19 protein-coding genes and 2 tRNA genes are annotated in these 19,976 nt (G+C 47.3%); all 21 read right to left on the bottom strand.

Annotation, left to right across the window (positions count from 1 at the left end):
• Nucleotides 1-362: 362 nt before the first annotated feature.
• The 21 genes from lysS to yabN all read right to left on the bottom strand — a co-directional run bounded on the left by lysS (nucleotide 363) and on the right by yabN (nucleotide 19,976).
• Nucleotides 363-1,853, bottom strand: a complete 1,491-nt coding sequence (gene lysS, locus KNP03_RS13255) for a lysine--tRNA ligase (protein WP_214830039.1) — start codon at nucleotides 1,851-1,853, stop codon at nucleotides 363-365.
• A gap of 148 nt (nucleotides 1,854-2,001) precedes the next feature.
• The gene (gene dusB / locus KNP03_RS13250) at nucleotides 2,002-2,940 is read right to left on the bottom strand and encodes a tRNA dihydrouridine synthase DusB (RefSeq protein ID WP_240544625.1); all 939 of its coding nucleotides are present in this window, start codon (nucleotides 2,938-2,940) and stop codon (nucleotides 2,002-2,004) included.
• Nucleotides 2,941-3,019: 79 nt separating this feature from the next.
• A complete protein-coding gene (folK, locus tag KNP03_RS13245; RefSeq protein ID WP_214830035.1) occupies nucleotides 3,020-3,514 on the bottom strand; it encodes a 2-amino-4-hydroxy-6-hydroxymethyldihydropteridine diphosphokinase in 495 nt (164 codons plus the stop codon).
• Nucleotides 3,511-3,876, bottom strand: a complete 366-nt coding sequence (folB, locus tag KNP03_RS13240; RefSeq protein ID WP_214830033.1) for a dihydroneopterin aldolase — start codon at nucleotides 3,874-3,876, stop codon at nucleotides 3,511-3,513. Before folB ends, folK begins: the two co-directional genes overlap by 4 nt.
• Entirely contained in the window at nucleotides 3,869-4,654 is a 786-nt protein-coding gene (gene folP, locus KNP03_RS13235; RefSeq protein WP_214830031.1) for a dihydropteroate synthase, read from the bottom strand. Before folP ends, folB begins: the two co-directional genes overlap by 8 nt.
• Nucleotides 4,651-5,484 carry an aminotransferase class IV gene (locus tag KNP03_RS13230; protein ID WP_214830028.1) on the bottom strand — a complete coding sequence of 278 codons (834 nt, stop codon included), beginning with the start codon at nucleotides 5,482-5,484 and terminating at the stop codon, nucleotides 4,651-4,653. The genes folP and KNP03_RS13230 overlap by 4 nt, the downstream gene beginning before the upstream one ends.
• Entirely contained in the window at nucleotides 5,468-6,052 is a 585-nt protein-coding gene (gene pabA / locus KNP03_RS13225; protein WP_214830025.1) for an aminodeoxychorismate/anthranilate synthase component II, read from the bottom strand. The genes KNP03_RS13230 and pabA overlap by 17 nt, the downstream gene beginning before the upstream one ends.
• Nucleotides 6,049-7,428 carry an anthranilate synthase component I family protein gene (locus tag KNP03_RS13220; protein ID WP_276313838.1) on the bottom strand — a complete coding sequence of 460 codons (1,380 nt, stop codon included), beginning with the start codon at nucleotides 7,426-7,428 and terminating at the stop codon, nucleotides 6,049-6,051. The genes pabA and KNP03_RS13220 overlap by 4 nt, the downstream gene beginning before the upstream one ends.
• A 95-nt stretch (nucleotides 7,429-7,523) precedes the next feature.
• A complete protein-coding gene (cysK, locus tag KNP03_RS13215; RefSeq protein ID WP_214830022.1) occupies nucleotides 7,524-8,477 on the bottom strand; it encodes a cysteine synthase A in 954 nt (317 codons plus the stop codon).
• A gap of 87 nt (nucleotides 8,478-8,564) precedes the next feature.
• Nucleotides 8,565-9,491 carry an Hsp33 family molecular chaperone HslO gene (gene hslO / locus KNP03_RS13210; RefSeq protein ID WP_240544621.1) on the bottom strand — a complete coding sequence of 309 codons (927 nt, stop codon included), beginning with the start codon at nucleotides 9,489-9,491 and terminating at the stop codon, nucleotides 8,565-8,567.
• A gap of 26 nt (nucleotides 9,492-9,517) precedes the next feature.
• The gene (locus tag KNP03_RS13205; RefSeq protein ID WP_214830019.1) at nucleotides 9,518-10,282 is read right to left on the bottom strand and encodes a type III pantothenate kinase; all 765 of its coding nucleotides are present in this window, start codon (nucleotides 10,280-10,282) and stop codon (nucleotides 9,518-9,520) included.
• Between the two features lie 93 nt (nucleotides 10,283-10,375).
• Nucleotides 10,376-12,400 (bottom strand): ATP-dependent zinc metalloprotease FtsH, encoded by a 2,025-nt coding sequence (gene ftsH / locus KNP03_RS13200; RefSeq protein WP_214830016.1) that lies wholly within the window; start codon nucleotides 12,398-12,400, stop codon nucleotides 10,376-10,378.
• Nucleotides 12,401-12,505: 105 nt separating this feature from the next.
• Nucleotides 12,506-13,051: a hypoxanthine phosphoribosyltransferase gene (gene hpt, locus KNP03_RS13195; protein WP_214830014.1), complete on the bottom strand. Its 546-nt coding sequence runs from the start codon at nucleotides 13,049-13,051 to the stop codon at nucleotides 12,506-12,508.
• Between the two features lie 35 nt (nucleotides 13,052-13,086).
• A complete protein-coding gene (gene tilS / locus KNP03_RS13190; RefSeq protein WP_214830010.1) occupies nucleotides 13,087-14,313 on the bottom strand; it encodes a tRNA lysidine(34) synthetase TilS in 1,227 nt (408 codons plus the stop codon).
• Nucleotides 14,314-14,383: 70 nt separating this feature from the next.
• A tRNA-Glu gene (locus KNP03_RS13185) sits at nucleotides 14,384-14,455 on the bottom strand.
• Between the two features lie 9 nt (nucleotides 14,456-14,464).
• A tRNA-Met gene (locus tag KNP03_RS13180) sits at nucleotides 14,465-14,541 on the bottom strand.
• Between the two features lie 141 nt (nucleotides 14,542-14,682).
• The gene (locus tag KNP03_RS13175; RefSeq protein WP_214830007.1) at nucleotides 14,683-17,085 is read right to left on the bottom strand and encodes a YhgE/Pip domain-containing protein; all 2,403 of its coding nucleotides are present in this window, start codon (nucleotides 17,083-17,085) and stop codon (nucleotides 14,683-14,685) included.
• Nucleotides 17,086-17,290: 205 nt separating this feature from the next.
• Nucleotides 17,291-17,797 carry a S1 domain-containing RNA-binding protein gene (locus tag KNP03_RS13170; RefSeq protein ID WP_214830004.1) on the bottom strand — a complete coding sequence of 169 codons (507 nt, stop codon included), beginning with the start codon at nucleotides 17,795-17,797 and terminating at the stop codon, nucleotides 17,291-17,293.
• 74 nt (nucleotides 17,798-17,871) lie between these two features.
• Nucleotides 17,872-18,246, bottom strand: coding sequence for an FtsB family cell division protein (locus KNP03_RS13165; protein WP_214830001.1), 375 nt, complete (start codon nucleotides 18,244-18,246; stop codon nucleotides 17,872-17,874).
• A 45-nt stretch (nucleotides 18,247-18,291) separates the two neighbouring features.
• Nucleotides 18,292-18,564, bottom strand: a complete 273-nt coding sequence (locus KNP03_RS13160) for an RNA-binding S4 domain-containing protein (RefSeq protein ID WP_214829998.1) — start codon at nucleotides 18,562-18,564, stop codon at nucleotides 18,292-18,294.
• Entirely contained in the window at nucleotides 18,561-19,976 is a 1,416-nt protein-coding gene (yabN, locus tag KNP03_RS13155; protein ID WP_214829995.1) for a bifunctional methyltransferase/pyrophosphohydrolase YabN, read from the bottom strand. Before yabN ends, KNP03_RS13160 begins: the two co-directional genes overlap by 4 nt.

The following is a 19,976-nucleotide window of genomic DNA, read 5'->3' as shown; positions in this document are numbered from 1 at the left end:
CGTCCTGAGCCAGGATCAAACTCTCCAAAGAATTTGATATAGCTCTTAAATTGACGAAGCTTGCGCTTCATTCAAAAATTGTAAAACTTATTTTTGCCTCATCGTTCAGTTTTCAAAGTTCGTCTGCCGCTCTTAGCGACTCTTAAAATAATACAAGTCATCGACACAATTGTCAACCACTTTTTTATTTTCTTCCCGCTGCCATCAGCGGCAACGTTTATTACTTTACCTCACACATTTAAGAAATGCAAGAGTAATTTCAAAAGTTTTTTCAAAAGAACTTTTGAAAGCAACTATTCTTTCAATAGATGGTACGAATCATAAAACAAAACTGGCCACCATAACGGTGACCAGACTTGGTTTTATTGTTGATGACGCATTGTCGGGAAGAGTAACACATCTCGAATCGAAGGCGCGTTTGTCAATAGCATGACAAGGCGGTCGATCCCAATGCCTAAACCACCCGTTGGCGGCATTCCATACTCGAGCGCCTCCAGGAAGTCATTGTCCAATTCATGTGCTTCGTCGTTCCCGGCTTCTTTTTCGAGCAACTGCGCTTCAAAGCGTTCGCGTTGATCGATTGGGTCATTCAATTCAGTAAATGCGTTCGCGTGCTCACGACGAACGATAAATAATTCAAAGCGGTCTGTAAAACGCGGATCTGTGTCATTCTTTTTAGCAAGTGGTGACACTTCCACAGGATGACCTGTAACGAACGTTGGTTGAAGTAACGTTTCTTCCACTTTCTGCTCGAAGAATTCGTTCACGATATGACCGAATGTCATATGGTCTTGTACTTCGACACCATGCTCTTTAGCAAGTGCACGGGCATCCTCGTCCGTCATCTGTTGCCAGAAATCAACACCTGTTTCCTCTTTTACAAGGTCAACCATGTGCGCACGTTTCCAGCCGATGCCGAGATGGATTGTATCTTCTCCATATTGTACATCCGTTGTACCAAGAACTTCTTTCGCAACGTGTGCTACTAATTCTTCCGTCAAATCCATAATATCGTTGTAATCTGCATACGCTTCATACAATTCAATCATCGTGAATTCAGGATTATGACGTGTTGAAATTCCTTCATTACGGAAAACACGTCCGATTTCATATACACGCTCAAGTCCACCGACAATCAAGCGTTTCAAGTGAAGCTCGATTGCGATTCGCATGTAGAGTTCCATGTCCAATGCATTATGATGTGTCAAGAACGGACGAGCAGCTGCTCCACCTGCGATTGTGTGCAACATCGGTGTTTCTACTTCTAGATATCCTTTTTGGTTCAAGAAGTTCCGAATCTCCGAAATGATACGGCTACGTAAAATGAAGGTCTGACGAGAATCTTGGTTCGTGATTAAGTCAAGGTAGCGTTGACGGTAACGTTGTTCCACGTCTTTCAAACCGTGATATTTATCCGGAAGTGGACGAAGGGCCTTCGTCAACAATTCGAACTCTTCAACATGAATCGAAAGTTCGCCGACGTTTGTTTTGAAGAGCTTCCCTTTTACTCCAACGATATCGCCAAGGTCAGAAGACTTGAACAAATCAAACGCTTCATCCCCGACATCATTTTTACGGACGTAAATTTGAACTTGGCCCGTCACATCTTGCACGTGCGCAAAGAAAACTTTTCCTTTTCCGCGCTTCGTCATAATACGACCAGCCAATGTCACTTCTACATCCTGTTCAGCGAGAGCTTCTTTCTCTACTTCTTCATACTGTTCATGTAACTCACCCGCGTGTGCAGAACGTTCAAACCGATGTCCGAACGGATCGATCCCGCGTTCGCGCATGTCAGTCATTTTTTCAAAACGAACCTGCATTTGGTCATTCATTTCTAACTCGTGGCTCACTATTCCATTCACTCCTCTGTTCTTATTGGGTTTATCCCTAACAAAAAACTGTCGACCCGATGGCCAACAGCACAGCCGAAGCCGTTCATTCGTTGTGGTGCACTTTTTCGCCAAACAAGCTTACCACAAATCCCTTATTTTCACTAGTTCACACTTCTAATAGTTGTCGTTCAATTTGTTCAACAAACCGATATAAAATACTCGCGAACGCTTCCCGAGATTCCGCTTCATTAATTTCTTTACGAATCGGACCGCTGCCCTTCAAACCTTTCAAATACCAGGCCGCATGCTGACGCATCTCACGAACCGCCGTCCGTTCACCTTTAATTGCGCTCAACCGGTCAAGGTGAAGCATACAAATATCGATTTTCTCACGTGCCTGAGGTTCCGGCGGAAGTTCGCCCGTTTCCAGATACTGCACCGTTTGATAAAGCATCCACGGGTTACCGAGCGCCGCCCGGCCAATCATGACAGCATCCACCCCATAATGATCAATCGCATGTTTTGCTTCTTGGGGAGTAGAGATATCTCCGTTCCCGATAATCGGAACAGTCGCAATTTTTTTCGCTTCTCCAATCCAATCCCAATTGGCGACGCCTTCGTATTGTTGCGAGCGAGTCCGGCCATGGATGGCGATTGCCGCCGCTCCGCCAGACTGCGCCGCCCTTACGTTATCCAGGATGAAAATGTGCTCATCATCCCAACCGAGACGCATTTTCACAGATACAGGCTTCTCAACGACATCCGTGACGGCATTAACCATCTCATACACTTTATCAGGGTCAAGCAACCACTTCGCACCGGCGTCACACTTGGTGACTTTCGGAACCGGACATCCCATATTAATATCGATGATGTCCGCATTTGTATGTTGATCGACATATTGTGCCGCTTGGACAAGTGTATCTTTTGAACCTCCAAAAATTTGCAGGCTAAGCGGTTTCTCCCGTTCATCTACGTAGAGCATTCGCATCGTCCGAGCATTTTCGAGCAAAATTCCCTTGTCGCTTACCATTTCGGCACATACCAGTCCGGCGCCAAACTCTTTCGCAATCAATCGAAAGGCCGGGTTCGTTACACCAGCCATCGGAGCGAGGACGGCCCGATTTTTTATATCCACATTCCCAATTTTAAAGCCTGTCACGACTCCACTTCCTTTACTCACGTTAAACCAAGTTCACAAGTGTCTGTAATCGTACAACATCTTGACGATCTGCATCCGGCAGATTCATGAACAGCTGTCTGATCGTCATTCCTTTCACCTCGACGTCAGGAGCAATCTCCTCGAGCGGGGCGAGCACAAAAGCACGTTCATGCATTCTAGGATGTGGTACGGTTAAGTGCTTCGATTGTATATCTTCCCCGTTAAACAACAGGATGTCAAGGTCGATTGTCCGCGGTCCGTTTTTAAACAAACGTTCCCTCCCCAACTTCAACTCGATTCGCTGCAGGTATTCCAAAACCACATCAGCAGAAAGCGTCGTCTCCACTTCAACGACCATGTTGTAAAATGAAGGCTGGTCTACGAACCCAACCGGGGCCGTTTCATATACGGAAGACTGTTTCGTAATGTGCAGTCCCGCCTTCTCCATAGCTTGAATGGCTTCCAGCAATTGTTTTGCCCGTTCGCCGATATTGGCCCCAAGTGCTACATAGATCATTGCGCTCGTCTCCTTGTCATCTCAATCGCGACCGAGTCATAGTGTCCCGGAATCGGCGGATCGGGTTTGATGACTTTGACTGTCACACTTTGAATCAACTCACTGTGCGCCAAAACAGCCGATGCAATACGTTCTCCAAGTGTCTCTAACAAATTGACCGGTTCTCCTGTCACAATCTCTTCTGTTAATTGATACAACCCCGCATAACTCACACCATAATCCAAATTATCCGTCTGACCCGCAGGCGCCAAGTCCATTTCACACACCAAATCAATGTTGAAACGTTGCCCGAGACGATTTTCCTCTTCAAAAACTCCATGGTATCCGTAAAAACGCATCCCATTCACGTATATTTTATCCACGCTTCCCGCCTCCTAACATGGCGTCCATCATGCGAGCGGCCCGCACGTTTTCTTTTACATCGTGAACCCGAATCCACTCACAACCTTTTACAATCCCAAGACACGTCGTCGCAATTGTTCCTTCTACCCGCTCCTCTGTCGGTAAGTCGAGCGTTTGTCCAATAAAGGATTTACGGGACGTCCCCAACAACACCGGGTAGCCTAGATTCGTCACGACTTCGAGTTGATTCATCAGCTCCATATTGTGATCATAGTCTTTTGCGAACCCGATACCCGGATCTAACCAGATGCGGTCGTCCTGAACTCCTGCTTCATGCGCAATTTTAATAGAATCTCGCAAGTCATTCACGACTTCTTCGATGAAGTCGGTATACTCACGCTTTTCCCGGTTATGCATCAGAATGATCGGTACACCAAATTCTTTTGCGACATGGGCCATGGAGCGATCTCCCCATTTCGATCCCCAGACATCATTGATGATGTTCGCACCCGCTTCGATTGCCGCTTTCGCCACTTCCGGTTTATACGTATCGATTGAAATCGGTATCTCGATTTTCCGTCTCAACTCTCGAATGACCGGTACAACGCGATCGATTTCTTCTTCAGCCGACACGGTTTTTGCTCCGGGTCTTGTCGATTCCCCGCCGACATCAATCGCTTCGGCTCCATCCGCTACTAATTGTCTCGCGTGTTCCACCGCTTGTTCGACAGCTGTGTATCGGCCGCCATCGGAAAAGGAATCCGGTGTCACATTTAAGATCCCCATAATTTTCGTCATACTCCATCCTCCTGTCGAATCGCGTGCATCAACATTGACCAGCACGCCTTGAATCGTTCGCCTTGTTTGCCCGGGTACAGCCGGTTCGCGTAATGCGTTACGGGGGCAATTTGCTGAATCGAATTCGTCATCCAAATCTCCGATGCCTCTTCCAATTCTTCAAACGTGACCGTCCGCTCAATGACGTCGAACGTTTTCAGCATCCACTGCCGGGTCACGCCCGCCAAGGCACCGCTCGAAAGTGGCGTTGTACAGAGTTGACCATTCGCATCTACCCAAAAGACATTTGATACGAGCCCTTCCACCACATGACCCTCTTCATCGGCGAAAAGCCCTTCCGCTTGCCGGTCCTGCAATACCCGTTTCCCGAGGATATTGTTCATGTAGTGATGAGACTTTAACCGAAACGAAGCTTCCGGCCGACTTCTCGGGAATGGAATAGGTTCCAATCGTTTTTCCTGGGGAACAAACGTGTCCGGAAGTGTTTTGACGATCAGCGACACGTTCGGTTGGCTATAACGACCTTCATATAGCCCGAGCGGTGCAACCCCTGCCGACACATTGAGCCGAATATAGAGATTCGAAGCATTGTTTTTACGACCGACCATTTGAATCGCTTCTTCGATTTGCTCTTTCGTATAAGGGAAGTCAATCCATAGTTCATTCATACTTTTGACCAGACGCTCCCAGTGGAGATCAAATAAGAAAGGGGTAAACTCATACGTCCGAAACGTCTCAAACAATCCCATCCCATATAAAAAACCGTGATCTTCAATGGAAACATTCGCCTCATCCGGTCTCACCAGTTCGCCGTTATGCCAATACCACATGACGATACTCCTCGATAAAGTTGCGAATCATTTCCTTCCCATGTTCAGTTAAGATGGCTTCCGGATGATACTGCACCCCTTCAATCGGAAGGGTTTTATGGCGTAGCGCCATCAGTTCCCCTTCCTTCGTTTCAGCCGTCACTTCTAAACATTCCGGTAATGACTCACGTTCCACCGCTAAAGAATGATAGCGCGTCACGATGGTTTGTTGAGGCACGCCTTTGAATAGCGTCTTCCCATCATGAGAAATCGGGGAGGTTTTTCCATGCATTAACCGATCCGCATGGACGACTTCTCCTCCAAACGCTTGAGCGATCGCCTGGTGTCCGAGACATACGCCTAAAATTGGGACACGGCCCGCAAACGACTGAATCGCTTCGATGCTGATGCCCGCTTCATTAGGCGTACAGGGTCCGGGCGAAATCACCAGATAACTAGGTTGTAATGCTTCGATCTCCTGAACCGTCACTTCATCGTTCCGAAAGACGACAAGCTCCTGACCGAGTTCGCCAAAGTATTGAACTAAGTTGTAAGTAAATGAGTCATAGTTATCAATCAGTACAATCATGATTTTGCCTCCGTCATTTTCTTCGCCGTCCATAGCGCCTTCGCTTTCGATAACGACTCTTTATATTCAGCGACGGGGTCTGAGTCAATCACGATTCCTGCTCCCGCTTGGACGTGGGCCAAGCCGTCTTTGACAACCATCGTACGGATGGTGATATTGAACACGAGGTCATCGTCCCAACTCATCCAGCCGTAGGACCCTGTATATAAACCTCGACGAACCGGCTCTAACTCTTCAATGATTTCCATTGTCCGGATTTTCGGAGCCCCTGTAATCGTACCTCCCGGGAACATCGCTCCAAGGGCTTCCGCTCCTGTCACACCGTCCCGAATTTTCCCTTTAACATTCGACACGATATGCTGCACGTGTGAATATTTTTCAATGACCATTAATTCATCGACATGCACCGTTCCGTACGCCGCCACTTTCCCCAAATCGTTCCGCTCCAAATCTACGAGCATGACATGTTCGGCTCGTTCCTTTTCGTTGTCGAGCAACGTATTGGCCAGTTCCAGGTCCTCCGCGTCATCTTTACCGCGCGGACGCGTTCCGGCAATCGGGCGGGTTGAAATTTCATCGCCGTGCTTTTCAATCAATAGTTCCGGTGATGCAGACACCATCGTCAAGAAGTCATCAACGAAATATCCCATGTACGGAGAAGGGTTTACCTGGCGCAACGTGTCGTATACACGGCGCGGGTCAGCTTGAAGCGGTTCTGATTGACGTACACTCAAGTTCACCTGGAAGACATCACCTTCTACGATATAGTCTTGAATGCGTTTTACCGCCTCAACAAATGCCTCTTCCGAAAGAGAACGCGTACGTTCTAAGGCAATCTCTTGATCCGGTTTAAAGGAATAGTGCGTTTCAAGACTCCACATCGCAGCGAGACGATCCGCTTTTCGTTCAGCATCCTGGTCGGACGTCACCATGACATACAACAACTCATCACGTTCGTCGAACACGGCCACTTCATCGAACAGAAGAAATGAAAGATCCGGCGTCTCTAAATCATCGATCGCCTCACTCGGCAATCGTTCAATCGTACGTGCTACGTCATAACTCACATAACCGATCATTCCACCAAAGAACGGCGGTGCTCCTTCAGGCCGTGTCGCTTGATAACGGGAGCGGACCTCACTCAAAATATCGAGCGGCTCGCCTTTGATTGTCTCAGTATGTCCATTGACTTGAAGAGTTCCGATGCCGTCTTTGACATGTAAACGACCAAACGGTTCGATCCCGGCGATCGTGTAACGCCCCGCGCGTCCACTCTCCAACCACGCATAATGGGATTGATCTGCTGTTAACGTCATATAGGTCTCATACATTTTTTGTTTCGTCATCCGCTTCGTTCTAAACGCTGTCGATCTCAAATTCCATTCCTCCGTTTTTTCATTCATGCCTCTAATTGTACACAAGAAAAGACAGGATTCGAAAGAGATTGTCTTCCGAACCCTGCCTGAAATTGTTAGACGCGACTTTCGTTCGCTTCTTCATCAAATTGGTAAAGCGGTGTGCTGAGGTAGCGTTCCCCATTGGAAGGAATAATCGCCACTACATTTTTCCCTTTACCAAGTCGTTTTGCTGTATCTAATGCGGCAGCGATGGCTGCACCAGATGAAATTCCACCAAGCACCCCGTTCGTCCGAGCCGCTTTCCGGGCATGTTCAAACGCTTGTTCAGTCGTGATTTGAATGACACCTTCATAAATCTCTGTGTCCAGAATCGACGGAACGAAACCGGCACCAATCCCTTGAATTTTATGTGGACCCGGCTTCCCACCTGAAAGGACCGGTGAATCAACTGGCTCCACCGCCAAAATCTTCACGTCAGGATATTTGTTTTTCAACACTTTTCCGGCACCTGTAATCGTACCGCCTGTACCGACTCCGGCAATCAACGCATCGACTTGCAGGCCAGCCTCTTCAAATGCTTCTACGATTTCCGGCCCCGTCGTCATCTCGTGCACATTCGGGTTGGCTGCGTTATTGAACTGTTGCGGCAAGAAGTAGCCATTTTTTTCAGCTTCTTCTGTTGCGCGACGAATCGCACCGCCCATTCCCTCAGGCCCCGGTGTCAAAATCAGTTCCGCACCGTAACCACGGAGCAGGTTACGTCGTTCCATGCTCATCGTCTCCGGCATGACAAGAACGGCTTTATATCCTTTTGCCGCACTGACCATCGCAAGACCGATTCCCGTGTTTCCACTTGTCGGTTCAATGATCGTGTCACCCGGCTTCAAGACACCTTCTTTTTCCGCCGCCTCAATCATGGCTAGCGCAATCCGGTCCTTAACGCTTGACCCCGGGTTCATATACTCCAGTTTCAAATAAACAGACGCATCTTCCGGTCCAGTCATTCCGTTCAATTTCACAATCGGCGTTTTACCGATTAAATCTGTCACCGAATTCACAATATGCATAACATTTCCTCCTCCATAATTCCGACTATTCCGATATTGTTATCATACCCTATCGAATTGAAAATATGCAATTTGGAACGTTGCCGATTATTGTGCCTGTTGTTTCATTGTCTCCAATTGATCGGCCGTGAAATGATACTTTTCTCCACAGAAGTGACAAACCGCTTCGGCTCCACCATCTTCTTCAATCATTTGACGAATTTCTTCTTTTCCAAGTCCGATGATCGCGTTTTCCATCCGTTCACGGCTACATGTGCAGTTAAATTGGATTGGGTTGCGGTCTAGTACGTCCAACGAATCACCAAGAAGCAGTCCCAACATTTCTTCAGGCGTCTTCTCCTCACCAATCAATACCGATACCGGCGGGAAGGTTTGAAGCGCCTTCTCCAAAGCCTGGACCGTCTCTTCAGATGCGTTTGGAAGCAATTGAACGATAATCCCGCCTGCAGCAAGGATTGATTCGTCTTCCGGCAATACCAGTACCCCCGCACCTACGACTGACGGCACTTGTTCAGATGTTGCGAAATAATAAGTGAAGTCTTCACTGATCTCACCTGTTTGAATTTCCGAAGATCCGCCCACATAATCCTTCAGGCCTAAATCCTTAATAACTGAGATCGTCCCTTTACCTACTGCATCTCCAACTTTCAACTTCGTCAATCCTTGTTCGTTCACGAACGTGCCGCCATCAACTCGTGGGTAAGACACGTAACCACGAACATCGCCAGCTGTATCGGCATCGACGATAATTTTTCCGATCGGACCATCGCCTTCAACTTTCAATGTGACACGTGCGGCACCTTTTTGCATCGCACCAATCATTGAGCCGATTGTCATCGTGCGACCGAGTGCAGCGGATGCGACCGGTGTTGTTTGGTGACGGAGCTGTGTTTCAAAAATCGTTTTCGTCGTACGGGCAGCAAAGGCACGGACTTCGCCGTTGAAGCCTAGTGCGCGAACGAGATAATCCTCTTTCATTTGATCAAGTAATGCTTGTTGTTCTGGTTGAATCATATTTCATAACTCCTTTAAATAAATGTTTACTTTTGATTGCGCTCATAGATTAGGCGTAGCCCTTCGAGCGTCAAGAACGAATCAACATGGTCAATCGTCTCAGCGTGTTCACTGATCAAGCGCGCGAGTCCACCGGTCGCGATGACCGTCGCTTCTCCGACTTCCCGCTTCATCCGGTTGACAATCCCGTCGACCTGGGCAACGTATCCATAGTACGTCCCTGACTGCATCGCCTGGATTGTATTTTTACCCACAACTGTCGGCGGTGTCGCAAGTTCAATTCGTGGTAGTTTTGCCGCACGTTGATACAGCGCTTCAACTGAGATCATGATCCCCGGTGAAATAATCCCGCCATGGTAGCGTCGTTTTTCATCGATATAACAATAAGTCGTCGCGGTACCGAAATCTACGATGATGAGCGGTCCATCATATTTCGCAATCCCTGCGACCGCATTCACGATTCGGTCTGCTCCTACTTCACGCGGATTTTCCACATGAATATCAAGCCCCGTTTTCACACCTGGACCCACGACAATCGGTCGAACATTGAAATACCGCTGCGACATTTGTTCAAGCGGAAAAATCACCGGTGGAACGACTGAAGATAAGATCACTCCGTCCACTTGATCAAACGACACGTCCGAATGATCAAATAACGATTTTACGAGCATACCGTACTCATCGGTTGTCTTGGTGCGATCTGTCGAGATGCGCCAATGGTGAACGAGTGTTTCACCCTCATACATCCCGAGTACAATATTCGTATTCCCAACATCAATCACTAAAATCATGATAAAGTTCCTCACTTTGTTGTCAATTACAGTTCGCTCGAATTATAACACGAAAAAAGACGAATGCCTCGTCTGGGCATTCGTCTTATTCATTTAGCGTGATTCATTATTCGGACGTTCTGTTGGGGTCGCTTCCGGTTTATCGCCTTCCGGGACCACATCAGGTTGTTGTTCCTGAACTGCTTCAGGTTGATCAACGACTTGTCCGTGTTGAACGGCCGCCTCGTCTTTCTTCATCTCATCATCTGAATCGACAGACGACACAGTGTCCTCTTCCGGTTCGTGCGGAAGATACTCACGCGTCTCGATGAGGTGACGAATTTGCTTCGAGTCGAGCGTTTCGACTTCAAGCAACGTTTTCGCAACGAGCTCGAGGTCTTCACGGCGCTCCGTCAGAATTTGTTTCGCTTTCGCGTAACAACGGTTAATGATTTCACGGATTTCCAAATCGATCTCTTGTGCGATCGCATCTGAATAGTTCTGCTCTGTCTGGAAATCACGACCGAGGAAAACTTGTCCGCCATGGTTCGAACCAAGTTGAAGCGGTCCAAGTTTGTCGCTCATCCCATAGTCCATAACCATTTTCCGAGCAATCCCTGTCGCACGCTGGAAGTCATTGCTCGCTCCTGTTGATACTTCACCGAAGATGACATCCTCTGCGACGCGTCCACCAAGGAGACCGACAATTTTGTCTTCAAGCTCCGGTTTTGTCATGAAGTAACGGTCTTCTTTCGGAAGCATGACGACGTATCCACCTGCGTTACCGCGTGGAACAATCGTAACCTTGTGTACTTCATCGGCATTTTCAAGCTCCAGACCGATAATGGTATGACCCGCTTCATGGTACGCGACAATGTTGCGTTCTTTATCCGAGATGATGCGGCTCTTCTTAGAAGGACCCGCAATGACACGGTCAATCGCCTCTTCCACGTCAACCACTGAAATCGCGGCACGGTCCGAACGGGCAGCAACAAGTGCTGCTTCGTTCAAGAGGTTTTCAAGATCCGCCCCAGAGAAACCAGGTGTGCGTTGAGCAATTGATTTCAAGTCAACAGTCGAGTCGAGCGGCTTGTTGCGCGCATGGACTTTAAGGACTTCTTCGCGACCTTTCACATCTGGACGATCGACCGTGATTTGACGGTCGAAACGACCCGGACGAAGAAGGGCCGGGTCAAGGATATCCGGACGGTTTGTCGCCGCAACCATGATAATCCCTTCGTTGTCACTGAATCCATCCATTTCAACAAGCAATTGGTTCAACGTTTGTTCCCGCTCATCGTGACCGCCGCCAAGACCTGCGCCACGCTGACGTCCAACCGCATCAATCTCATCAATGAAGATGATACATGGTGCATTCTTTTTCGCGTTCTCGAATAAGTCACGAACACGCGACGCCCCGACCCCGACGAACATCTCGACGAAGTCCGAACCAGAAATCGAGAAGAACGGTACGCCGGCTTCACCAGCAACCGCACGCGCCAATAGCGTTTTACCTGTTCCCGGAGGACCTACGAGTAGGACCCCTTTTGGAATACGGGCACCGAGTTTCGAGAACTTACGAGGATCTTTCAAGAATTCGACAACCTCGACGAGTTCTTGTTTCTCTTCGTCTGCTCCCGCCACATCTTTGAATGTGACACGACGTTTTTCCTGGTCGTACAGTTTCGCCTTCGATTTCCCGAAGTTCATGACACGACCGCCACCGCCGCCACCTTGTGCTTGGTTCAACAAGAAGAAGAACAAGATGAAGATGATGATGAACGGTAAAATCGCGAAAACGATACTGAACCAGCTACTGTTTGACTCAGCTTCCTCGATTTGAATATCCGTATTTGCTCGAAGACTTGAGAGGACTTCGGCATACTCGGCCTCGTTGGCCGGAATATTTGTTTCAAAACGCTGGTCTTCATCTCCCGAAAGATCGCCTGTGATCGAGATCGCCCCCGGGATTTCTTGTACGGTTGCCGTCTCAATCCGATCATCTTCCACATATTCCAGGAATTTCGAATAAGAGAGTGTTTCACTCTGGCTATTCGGATTCTGTAAATATTGAAGGAACAAGATCAAGGCTAGGAAAATCACACCGAAAACTAATGTGTTTTTCACTGCACGATTCATTCTCTGCCTCCTATTCCGAGAACCATTGTTCTCGCCCATTCAGTATATGTCTATACTTTGGGTATTTCCTTTATCTTACCACGTCACATTTTCAAAAGAAAAACGTTAACCCCCGTAAACGCTCGGCTTGAGCACACCGACGTATGGAAGGTTACGATATTTCTCTTCGTAGTCAAGACCATAACCGACTACAAACTCATGCGGAATGACAAATCCGCTGTAATCTGCTGATAATCCATTTTTACGTCCAGTCGGTTTGTCGAGAAGTGTCACGATTTTTACCGACTTCGCTTTACGGTATTTCAACAAATCTACGAGATAGCCGAGCGTGAGCCCACTATCAATAATATCTTCTACAATCAAGATGTCGCGTCCTTCTACAGATGTATTTAAATCTTTCTCGATTTTAACTTCACCTGTTGACGATGTTCCACCATGGTACGTCGATACATCCATGAAATCCATTTCCAAGTGGATGTCCATCTCTTTGACAAGGTCCGACATGAATGGCATCGCACCTTTCAATACACATACGAGAAGTGGGAATTCTTCTTTATAGTCTTCGCTGAGTGTTCCTGCGAGTTCTTTCACCTTTTCCTGAATCTCTTCACGCGAGATTAAAATTTTCTCCATATCGTTCTTTAATGACATCTTGAAATCCTCCTCTTTCTGTTTCGACACAATCATCATTTTACCATTAATCGTAGACAAATCGCATCCGACTTGTCTACAAAATCTGAAACTCTTATCCCTACTATAGCGATAACCCGACCGGTGGCGTCAACAATTAACGGGACACGTGGACGATCGAGACGATCAATTTTCTCATCGATGAAAATACGCGAGACTTTTTTCGTCCCTATCCGTAAGCGGATCCGGTCACCCTGTTGGGCCGTCCGCACTGTCAACGGGAACTGTATGTCATCTAATGGGATACCATACGTCCCTTCTTCTTTCCAAAATGTAATGACTTGTTTTCCGAATTGAATACGGGCGGGAATTTCCTCGATGATGTGATGTGCAGGAATGTCTTCGCGCTCTCGTTCCAATAAACTGAGCACGCCATTTCGCTTCCGAAAGAACTGTCGATCTGACACATCGTAAAAAGCCGTTGACTTGGTACTTGCGAAAAGCCTTTCTATCCCTTCTCCTACTTCAACCTGATAGCGCATAGATAATAGTCTACCCACTGTATACTTTTCTAAATCGGATAAGGTCGAATAATCTTTAAGTTTCACATGAAACGCTTTCATTTCGAGGTCAACATACTCCTCTACCCAACGCCGGCAAAACGCGTATCGTTCTTCCCAAAGCTTCTTTTGTATTTCAGCAGCATCACTTACCTTTTGCACAATATCAGGCCACACTTCTTTCAAGCGAGGGATGATTCGATGTCGGATCTGATTTCGTAAATACGTGTCGTCCTGATTCGACTGATCCTCCCGCCACTCCAATTGATGCGAAGCAGCATACGTTAACAAACTTTGCTTCGTTTCATTTAGCAACGGCCGAATCAACTCTCCACTACCAAAAGGTCGACACCTCAAGATCCCTTTCACCTCTACCATGTTACGGTGCAATTGAATCAGAACTGTTTCCAGTTCATCATCTGCATGATGCGCTGTTGCGACCGCTCCATAGCCATAATGGTCCATTAACTCTTCGAAAAACCGGTACCGCTCTTTACGGTAAATTGCTTGCGAGCCGCCATCTGGAAAAGTGAGACGCTTCCCATGGAAAGGAACATCGTAAGATCGGGATAAATTCGAGACGAATTCGTATTCTTCATCCGATTCTGATCGTAATCCATGATGTACATGCGCCACTCCAACGTCCCAACCTTTTTTGACAAGGTAATCTAATAGGACGACAGAGTCCACACCACCTGACACTGCGACAAGCACCTTTTTCATGAAGTCCCTCCTTAGATATAACAAAAGAAGCCATCTCAAGATGAGATGGCTTCTTTTCGCTTAGGCTAAGTGACCCGTACGGGATTCGAACCCGTGTTACCGCCGTGAAAGGGCGGTGTCTTAACCGCTTGACCAACGGGCCTAAATAAAATGGTAGCGGCGGAGGGAGTCGAACCCACGACCTCACGGGTATGAACCGTACGCTCTAGCCAGCTGAGCTACACCGCCATGTTATTGTTTGCGTCCTAAGCACATTTTCTATAATAACCAGTCACCACAAGAGTGTCAATTCTTTTTTATATTTTTTTATAAAAAAATCGTGCATAGTGTCGTCTACCTCACTATACACGATTTTCTTACGATTTGAAATCATGCTTCTGCTGTAACTGTGCGATATTTCTTTTTCCATGCGATTCGGAAATATGCCCATAATAAAGCGAAACATCCGATCGATACAAAGGCGAGATACGCCGTTGCCGTTTGTAAATACTGTGCACCATCCGCTGACAGAATTTCTTTGTATCCCGCCACCGTGTAAGTCATCGGCAACAATGCGTTGAACGGTTGTAACGCCTTCGGAATCAATTCGAGCGGGAATGTTCCTGCCGAAGTCGTCAATTGTAAGATCAACAAGATGATTGCCACAAAACGTCCCGGGTTTCCAAGTGTCGTTACGAGTAATTGGACAATGAACAAGAACGTAATGCTAATCAACCAACTGAATCCAAAGAATGTGATCGGTTCACTTACTTCGAGTCCAAGCAGTTGCACCATCGCCACATCCAAGATCAAGGCTTGGAAGAAACCGACGACAAGTAATACACCTGATTTCGAAAGGACCCATGACAGGCTTCGTTTCGGACGTCCTGCCGGATCATATAATGGATATACAATCGAAAGTAGAAGGGCTCCGACAAATAAACCGAGCGACATGAAGTAAGGTGCGAATCCAGTTCCGTAGTTTGGAACTTCGTGAATTGAATCATCGACCAATGAGACCGGACCGGCCATCATCTCGACATTGTCTTCACTCAAACCAAGTTTCGCTTCTTCGGCACCCTCTGCTAAAGCATCACGCAATTCGTTGCTTCCTGAAGAAAGTTCTTCCATACCATTCGCCAGGTCACTACTTCCTTTTTGAAGTTCTTGACCTCCATCTGCAAGTTTACCAGCACCATCTGCCAGTTCACTCGTTCCAACTCCTGCATCTTTTGCCCCATCAGCGAGTTTCACACTGCCTTCTGAAAGCTGACCGGTTGCAGTAGCTAAACGATCACTGCCCGAAGCAAGCTCACTTGTTCCGCTTTGCAGTTTCGTTGCACCCGCGTTCAGTTGACTGCTCGCTGATGCAAGTTCTTGTGAGCTTTCAGCCGCTGTTTGTGTTCCCTGCTCGACTTTTGTCGAGCCTTCCGCAAGCGCCTGAGCCCCTTCTAACAATTGACTTTGTCCATCGTTTAATTCAGCCAACCCGGACGCAAGTTCTCCTGCACCGGCTTCAGCCTGAGCCAACCCTGAGCCAAGTGTCGATTGACCCTCTTTCACTTGGTTCGCACCGGCACTCAACGAATCAAAACCGGCCGCTGTCGCTTGTTTTCCTTCATTCAACTGCGCCACAATCGCTTTTAACATTTCCGGCGTAGCCGATTGACCGGCATCAGCAAGTGCTGAAAGTTGCGAAATCAGTTCTTCCTGTTTTGTAAGCACGCCTGACTTCATCTGTTCAATACCGTTCATTAAATCTGTCTGACCCGCAACAAGCGCTGCATTTCCTTCTTTCGCTTGAGTCAAAGCACCTGCCAACTGTTGTGAACCTTGACTAAGTTTTTCTGTCCCGCCCTTGGAGCGTTCAATCCCTCCAGCGAGTTCCTGTACGCCTTGGTTTAATGTTTTCGTCCCTTCATGTAACTCACTGAGCTTAGAAGCAAACGTGTCAGTTCCTTCCGCAAGACGTCCAGTACCGGCCTGTAATTCAACAGCACCATCTTCCAGTTGATGGACACCTTCCGCGAGCACGGTACTTCCTTCGTGGACTTGTTTACTTCCGTCAGCGAGGTCGGACGTTCCCGTTTCAAGCTGGACAATCCCTTCATTCAACCGGCTTGCCCCGTCTGCCAACTCCCGTTGTTTGGATGCAAGTAATTTTGTCCCGTCGGCTAGCTCGACCGCTCCATCTTTTGCGGCAGTCGACCCATCCGCTAATGTCGAAGCACCGTCAGCCGCTTCGCCCAGGCCGTCAGCCAATTCATCGATTCCATCTTTCATCGCACTCACATATTGTTTTGTGACTTCCGTTGAAAGCTCCGCCTTTACTTGTTCCATCGCTGAACCGCCGATTTGTGCGGCTAAAAAGTTATACGATTCATTTGCAATGTACTTGAGCTCGAGTTGTTCCGGCTGATCATCCAGTGCCGTTGTTGCTTTTTCTGAAAAATCTTTCGGAATTTCAATGGCCATGTAGTATTTATGATCGTTTAATCCCGATTCAGCTTCTTTTTTTGTCGTTTCGACGAATTCAAATGCTTCCGACGTTAACAACTTTTCAATTAAATCGTCACCGACTGCAAGTGACTCCCCTTCAAATGTTGCCCCTTTGTCTTCATTGACGATGGCGACCGGCAAATCTTTCATTTGTCCATATGGATCCCAAAACGCCCATAAGAACATGCCGGCATACATTAACGGAACAAGTGCCACAGCAAGAATCGGAATCAAAATCCGCGGATTCTTAAAGATGCTACGCCACTCCGCCGTCCATAGTTTCCATCCATTCATTTTCTCTCCACCTTCACTTATAAAACATAACTATTTTTTCATGTTCCCTATTTTGCTCTCTTCCTAAAAAAAAAGCAACTATTTTAGTTATTTTTTATAATATTTTTTATAAATGAAAAAAAGTCACGAACTCGTAAAGTTCGTGACTCGTCTTTTAAAGAAGACCTATATGGTTTCGAGTAGAAGCTAATTGGTTTACGAAGGATTACCCGCGTTTGGCTCCGCGTCCACCGCGTTTTGAGTCAGTTTGACGCTTCAATGTTGAAAGACGCTCGTCACTGTCTTTCAAGAACTTGCTCATCAATGTATCGAATGTTTCCGGTTCACGACGTTGTTCACGACGACCGCCGCCACGTGGACCACCACCGCGTGGACCACCGCCACGTGGACCTTGACCTGGGCCACCTGGACGCGGGCCGCGTGAGAAGCGTTCTCCAGCTGGACGTTCTGGACGTTCCGGACGTTCGCTTACAGGACGATCGACCGCTTTTTTGATGGATAACCCGATTTTTCCATCGTTTTCGACGTTCAACACCTTCACTGTGACTTCTTGTCCGACTGTCAACACCTCGTTGATATCTTTGACATAAGAATCTGCCACTTCACTGATGTGTACCAAACCTGTTTTGCCGTTCGGGAGTTCGACGAACGCCCCAAAATGCGTAATCCCTGTAACCTTACCTTGTACCTTGCTTCCTACTTCAATTGACATAAAATAATGTACTCCTTTTTTAATTGATTCCCTACAATTATACGAGTCGATTCGTTAACGGTCAACGAACCCGGTTATTCCTCCGGTGAGAAGTAGAAAATAATCTCTCCATCTTTTGAGAACAACAGCTCATTTCTAGCTAAATTCGCAATGTAGTCCTCGTCTTGCAATCGTTCAACCTGTTCTTGCAACTCAGCTTGCTCCGCCTTCTGTTCACTTAACTCGACCTGAGCTTGCGCAAACTTCTGCTTCTGGTCTGACACATATCCGACTTTTGAGAAATAACTTTGCCCAATCAACACCATGAGGAATAGAAATAGGAGCGATGCCGTCGCCAAACGACGTCGAAGATGGACTCGTCGTCGATGTGTTTCTTTTTCTAATTGTTCTCTCCGCTCGTCAAGCGCCCGAATACGGCGTTGTCGATCCATCGGATTTCGTCCATTCATCGCATCATCCCCCTATCTGACTTAATACACTAAGTATACTTTTTTTTATGAGTCGATACTACTGTTCATCTTCTCTTCTTTAATTAAACGATACATTTCTTTCGCGTCTTCTTTACGTGCATGCTCCGCGATTGAATCAATAACTACGGTGACTAATTTATTCCCGAATCGAATCTGAAGTTCGTCACCGACTTTTACATCTGCGCTCGCTTTCGCCACTTGTCCATTCAACTGAATGCGCCCTTGGTCCGCGACTTCCTTGGCTAATGTACGACGCTTGATCAGCCGTGATACTTTTAAAAATTTGTCTAATCTCATAATCCGTTCTCCTTTGCCTCGTCCCAAAGCCGATCCATCTGCTCGAGAGTCATCTGTTCGATTTCGCCCTGCTGCTCGATATATTCAAAGCGTTTTTTAAATTTCCGGTTTGTCCGTTCTAATGACTGCTCCGCGTTCATGCCGAAGTATCGCGCGACATTTACGATGGAGAACAGCACATCACCCAGCTCTGTTTCGTCTTCAGGTTGGGCGCGCCATTCTTTCAATTCCTCTTCCAACTTGTCGAACGCACCTGATACATCGTCCCATTCGAACCCGACTTGCGCTGCTTTCTTTTGAAGTTGCTCTGCTTTCATAAGCGCTGGTTGATGAACGAGCACGCCGTCTAATTGCGATTGTTTCTTTTCCCCTTTTTCTTCTTGCTTAATCACGTTCCAGTTGGCAACAACATCGTTCGCGTCTTCTACGGTGACCTCACCAAAAACGTGGGGATGACGTCGAACCATTTTTTCACTGATTGCTCCGATAACATCGCGTACATCAAAATACCCTTCGTCTGCGCCAATCTGGGCGTGAAGCATCACTTGGAGCAAGACATCACCCAGCTCTTCAATCATCGCATCGTCATCTTCTTCATCAATAGCCTCAATCAATTCATAGGCTTCTTCCAATAAATATTTCCGAAGCGAGGCGTGCGTTTGCTTTCGATCCCAAGGACAGCCTTCCGGTCCCCGAAGCGTCTCAATGATTTGTTTGAGTGTCGCAAAATCCCTTGCTAAATACGATTCATCCGTGAGAGGCGGGACATATAACGTGGTCAAATTGTCGACCTCTGCGACCCGGTCCATCTCGTATAAAGGGATGTTCATCATTTTCTCCCGTTTCGTCCCAGCCGCTGTCACCAGCGTCACAGGATGGTCATCCGGATAACGTTCCATCAACTGAACTTTTACGTCACCAGCGACAAAACCATCATATACTTGGCCGATCAAAATGTGTTGGGTGACTTGCAGACGTTCCAAATCGAGAGCTGTCGCATCTAACAATTGAAAACCATTGATCGGATCGATTTGAAGTGCCTGAAACATGGCATCCAAAAAGCTCTGTCCGCCAATCACTTGAATGTTTGCCCCGCTCTCAACGAGTAGTTCAACCGTTCGTTCTGCAACAAACGGATGTCCCGGCACTGCGTAAGTGATTGCCATCTCTTCACTTTTTTCCAGAAGTGTTTCGACGATTTGCTCATACACTTTTTCAAATGTATCGTTTGCTTCATAAATCGAGTCAAAGGATTCGAAAGCCACTCCTTCCGCTTCCAATTCCTGAACGACAGGATGTTCTTTCGTGCGTAACCAAACGAGTGGTTGCTTGATTAAATGACGATATACACCGAGCGGTAACTGCTCTAACTCACCAGCACCTAACCCAACCACTGTAATTCCGTAACCCAT

This window comes from Exiguobacterium algae, assembly GCF_018617875.1.
Lineage (GTDB): Bacteria > Bacillota > Bacilli > Exiguobacteriales > Exiguobacteriaceae > Exiguobacterium > Exiguobacterium algae.
Note: the sequence above shows the minus strand (reverse complement) of the source record. Positions and strands in the feature narration are given on the sequence as shown.